4 protein-coding genes are annotated in these 2703 nt (G+C 70.3%); 1 reads left to right on the forward strand and 3 read right to left on the reverse strand.

What is annotated here, in order from left to right:
- Window positions 1-807, forward strand: an 807-nt coding sequence (locus DSP71_RS02525; protein ID WP_147251166.1) for an FAD-dependent oxidoreductase, incomplete at its 5' end; no start/stop codon positions are given.
- On the opposite strand, the gene DSP71_RS02530 is transcribed toward DSP71_RS02525, so the two are convergent.
- The 3 genes from DSP71_RS02530 to DSP71_RS02540 form a co-directional block, all read right to left on the reverse strand.
- Complete coding sequence (locus tag DSP71_RS02530) at window positions 798-1523, reverse strand: Pr6Pr family membrane protein (protein WP_113680291.1); 726 nt, start codon at window positions 1521-1523, stop codon at window positions 798-800. The two genes, DSP71_RS02525 and DSP71_RS02530, sit on opposite strands and share 10 nt — an antisense overlap.
- 80 nt (window positions 1524-1603) lie before the next feature.
- Window positions 1604-1993, reverse strand: coding sequence for a DoxX family membrane protein (locus tag DSP71_RS02535; RefSeq protein ID WP_046746984.1), 390 nt, complete (start codon window positions 1991-1993; stop codon window positions 1604-1606).
- 29 nt (window positions 1994-2022) lie between these two features.
- On the reverse strand, window positions 2023-2703 hold a 681-nt coding region (locus DSP71_RS02540; protein ID WP_258546223.1), incomplete at its 5' end, for a ribonuclease H.

Below are 2703 nucleotides of genomic sequence, written 5' to 3' on the forward strand. Positions count from 1 at the left end.
CTTTTCAACGCGGACGACAGCGAGGTGCTCGATCGCCTGAGCAGCGGGGAGGTCGGGATCGTCGATCTCTCCGGCGAACTCTGGCGTGGAGCCGACGGCGACATCGACCCGGTCGACCCGCAGCCTTTCGACGCCGCGATCACGACGGCCCAGGCTGCTCCCGAAGACACCTCCGTGGCCGACGCGCTGACCGCCGCGGGTATCGACCCTGCTGACCCCGCGACCGCCGCATTGCTCGCGATCCTCGCCGCCCGCACCGGAGCCGGCGCCGACGAACTCTCGAGCTGGTTCGCGCCGCCGTTGCCCACAGGAGACCCGAAGGCGGCGACGGGCGACCTCACGCCGTTCATCGAGAAGACGCTCGACGGCGTCACCGTCGGCCTCAACTCGCCCGTCGCGAGACTGGCGTACGACGACTCGGGGGTGAGCGTGCGTCTCGGTACCGGGGAGGCGCTGTCGTTCGACCGCGTCGTCGTCACCGTGCCGCTCGGGGTGCTGCAGGACCGGAGCATCGAGTTCGACCCGCCCCTGCCCTTCTCCAACCGCGGCGCGGTCTCCGCTCTCGGCATGGGCGCGATCGAGACGGTGTGGCTGCGCTGGGACGAGGCGTTCTGGGACAGCGAGGAGGCGATCTGGCACGCTGTCGGTGCCGATGTGGCGATCCCGACCTGGATCAACCTGCGACCCGCGACCGGGGAGAACGTGCTCGTGGGGATCGTGGGCGGGGCAGCTGCCGCCGACTTCGCGCAACTCGACGAGGACGAGGCCATCGAAGCCGCCCTCGCCTCGCTCTCCCTCTACGTCTGACCGACGCGCTCGTCTGTCGAGGCCTGCACGACCGTCGGAGTCTCCGTGCTCTGCTCGCTCTCCCTGCGCGGCGTTCGCGGCAGCGGCATGCGGCTGATGAGCACGAGCACCGAGGCGACCAGGGCGAACGTCGCGAGGGCGATCGCGGACGACACGAGGAACTCCAGCGGCCCGCTCACCTGTCGCGGGTCGAGGAAGTAGTAGGGGTACCAGCCGATCAGTGGCCCACGGATCATCGTGAACACGCCCCAGAGCACGGGATAGGCGAGCGTCACCGGCACCACCCGCCATGGGACGGAACGGTGCCCGGGGGCGAGTGCCCATGCCGCCACCGTCACTGCGGGCAGCCAGAAGTGGAGCACCTGATCCGACCACGGGACGTCGATGCGGATACCGCGGACCCCGGCCTGCCAGACGAGGATGGCGAACACGAGTCCAGCCGTGATCGTCCAGGTCAGCACGAGAGCCAGCGCGACCGTGAGCCAGCGCGGATCGCGTGCCGTGCGCAGGGCGATCACGCCCGCGATGCTCAACAGCACCACGAACGCGATGTTCGACTGGTTGGTCAGATAGGCGAAGAAGTTCTGGCTGGCGATGGTGTTCGACGCCAGGCCCCAGGCGAGTCGATGGATGAGCGCCACGAGGCAGACGGCGGCGGCGCCGAGGCGGAGCAGGCCGAAGACGGTGCGGGCCTTCACCGCTGCGTCACCACCCATTCCGTCATCCGCCGAGTCTACGGACCGCTCCTCGGAGGAGCCGCCGTGCCGCAGCGGGCGCCCTCACCCGCGACGGTCGCTCAGCGCCGCGGCTCCCGGGTCGACCACAGCGCCAGAGCGACGAGCACGGGCTGGAAGAACAGTCTGACGAAGCGCTTCATGTCGGTGTCGAGACCGAATCCGTCGCGGTGGTGCATCCACTGCGCCACGTTGCCGGGGAACACGGCGACGAAGAACAGGGCGGCGATCGTGCCGACGGTGCGCCGACGGCGGCGTGCCAGCAGCAGAGCGGAACCGAGCGCGACCTCGGCCACGCCGGAGGCCAGCACCGTGGTGTCGGGGTCGAGGGGCAGCGACTCCGGCACCTGCGCCTGGAACTCCTCGCGCGCCACCGTGAGGTGGGAGACGCCGGCGAAGACGAGCGATGCGCCGAGGAAGATACGGCCGATGGTGCGGGCAGGAGTCGACATGGTGCGAGTGTACGCCTCCGCCACTGCGCTCAGATCAGCCGACGGAGTGCCTCTTCGAGCGAGACGCCCTGAGCCTCTGCACGGTCTCGCAGCCTCGCGTGCTCGTCGGACGACAGCGGGATGCGCAGCTCGATCGGGTCGTCCTCCGGCGCATCCAGCCCGTCGAGGAGATCGGAGGCCTCGGCCCACAGGGTCTCTGCGCCGGGCGCCGGTGTTGTGGGAGTGGAGGCCGGAGCCGAGGGGGCGGACGCGGCGACCGCAGCTGAGGCGGCGACCGCAGCTCCGGCATCCGTCGCCATCGTGAAGCCCGGTCCTCGCCGCGGTTCCTGCTCGGCCTGGTACGCCTTCGCTGCCGCGTTCGCCCGCTCGTCGGCGGCCTCGTTCAGGGGGTGACCTGCGTGGCCCTTGACCCAGGAGAACTCGACGTCACGGCCGCGGATGGCTTCGTCGATGCCCTCCAGCAGGTCGCGGTTCAGCACCGGTCCGCCGTCGGACTTGCGCCAGCCCTTGCGCTTCCACCCCGGCATCCACTTGGTCACGGAGTCGATCACGTACCGGCTGTCGCACTCGATCAGCAGCTTCTCGTCGGTGCCGGCCGTCGCGCGCAGCAGTTCCAGCACGGCGCGCAGCTCGCCCTGGTTGTTGGTGCCGTGTGGCGAACCGCCGGCCGCCCAGTTCGCGTCGTCGATGTACCAGGCCCAGCCGTTGGG

It is taken from the genome of Microbacterium sp. H6 (genome assembly GCF_003314775.1).
Classification (GTDB): Bacteria; Actinomycetota; Actinomycetes; order Actinomycetales; family Microbacteriaceae; genus Microbacterium; species Microbacterium oxydans.

Excerpts from the sequence above, each read along its gene's own strand:
- DSP71_RS02530 (WP_113680291.1), bottom strand. The coding sequence starts at position 1,523 with ATGGGTGGTGACGCAGCGGTGAAGGCCCGCACCGTCTTCGGCCTGCTC.
- DSP71_RS02535 (WP_046746984.1), bottom strand. The coding sequence starts at position 1,993 with ATGTCGACTCCTGCCCGCACCATCGGCCGTATCTTCCTCGGCGCATCG.